Here is a 1,170-nt window from a genome sequence, read left to right as displayed (position 1 = left end):
TCCTGAGCGTACCTATTGCTTCGGTTATACTCAGCAGCATTATGGTAACTGTTGCTGTTGTTGGTCGTGACACTCTGGTTAGCGACAACTATTACAAGGATGGCATGGGTATAAACCAGACGATTGAACAAGATAATATGGCGGATGACCTCGGCTTGAAACCAACCTTAGAAATTGTTGATCAAGCCATCATTATTGAGCTAGTCGGTGACAAGTATCACCCTACTCTCCAACAACAAGCCTTTTTAACCTTGAAGATTCTACACCCAACCGTGGGAGACCAAGATCAAGTTATCAAGCTTCTGCCGACACCATCAGGCCAGTTTGTTGGAGATTTAACATCACCAGTTGATGGCCGTCGATATGTCGACCTCTATGCCTTTGACGAAAGCTGGCGGATTAGAGAAGAAGTCACCTTCCCGACAGGAAAAGTAACGCTTAATATAGGTGGCACCGAAAATAACGAGACTGCTAGCAAGTCGCAGGACTAGGTTGGCAACACATGTGCAAGACTTGCTACCACTGCAATGAAGAGATTCCAAAAGGCTTTAGCGCAAAGCTTGAGATTGGCGGAGAACAACAATCGTTTTGTTGTTATGGTTGTTTAGCGATCGCAGAAACCATTGTCTCTGGTGGTCTCGATAACTTCTATCAACACCGCACTGAAGCCTCATTAAAGCCCGACGACTTCACCGACGCACAACGCGATGAACTACTTCTTTATGATGACCCGGCGCTACAAACTGACTTTGTTACGGTAGATGGCAAACAGTCTGATGCTGCACTTAGTATCTCAGGAATTACCTGTGCCGCTTGTATTTGGCTCTTAGAGCGCGAAATCAGCTCACTTCCCGGCCTGATAAATCTATCAATCAATCATACGACTCACAAAGCGCTACTTAGCTGGAACAATGAACAGATCAAGCTAAGCAAAATCCTGATTAAAATACGCAAGCTAGGCTACAAAGCCTTCCCCTATCAGGAAGACAAAGCGAGACAACTTGCCGAGAAAGAGAAACGCAGCGCAATGTTTCGTATCGCTGTCGCTGGTATAGCGGCGATGCAAAACATGATGTTTTCAGTCCCCTTGTATCTAGGCATCTATAGCGGTATCGATGCCGAGTTTATCTCCTTCTTTCGATGGGTCAGCATGTTAATGTGCATACCCGT

The 1,170-nt window shown here is 45.6% G+C and carries 2 protein-coding genes; both read left to right on the top strand.

Going from position 1 to position 1,170, the window contains the following annotated elements; genetic code table 11:
- Positions 1-491, top strand: a 491-nt coding sequence (locus A3763_RS20365; RefSeq protein ID WP_231872272.1) for a FixH family protein, incomplete at its 5' end; no start/stop codon positions are given.
- An 11-nt stretch (positions 492-502) separates the two neighbouring features.
- A partial coding sequence (locus A3763_RS20360) for a heavy metal translocating P-type ATPase metal-binding domain-containing protein (RefSeq protein WP_197483015.1) occupies positions 503-1,170 on the top strand: 668 nt, incomplete at its 3' end.

Source organism: Oleiphilus sp. HI0128 (assembly GCF_001635365.1).
The sequence above is the reverse complement of the archived record's forward strand: the minus strand, read 5'-3'. Positions and strand labels throughout refer to the sequence as shown.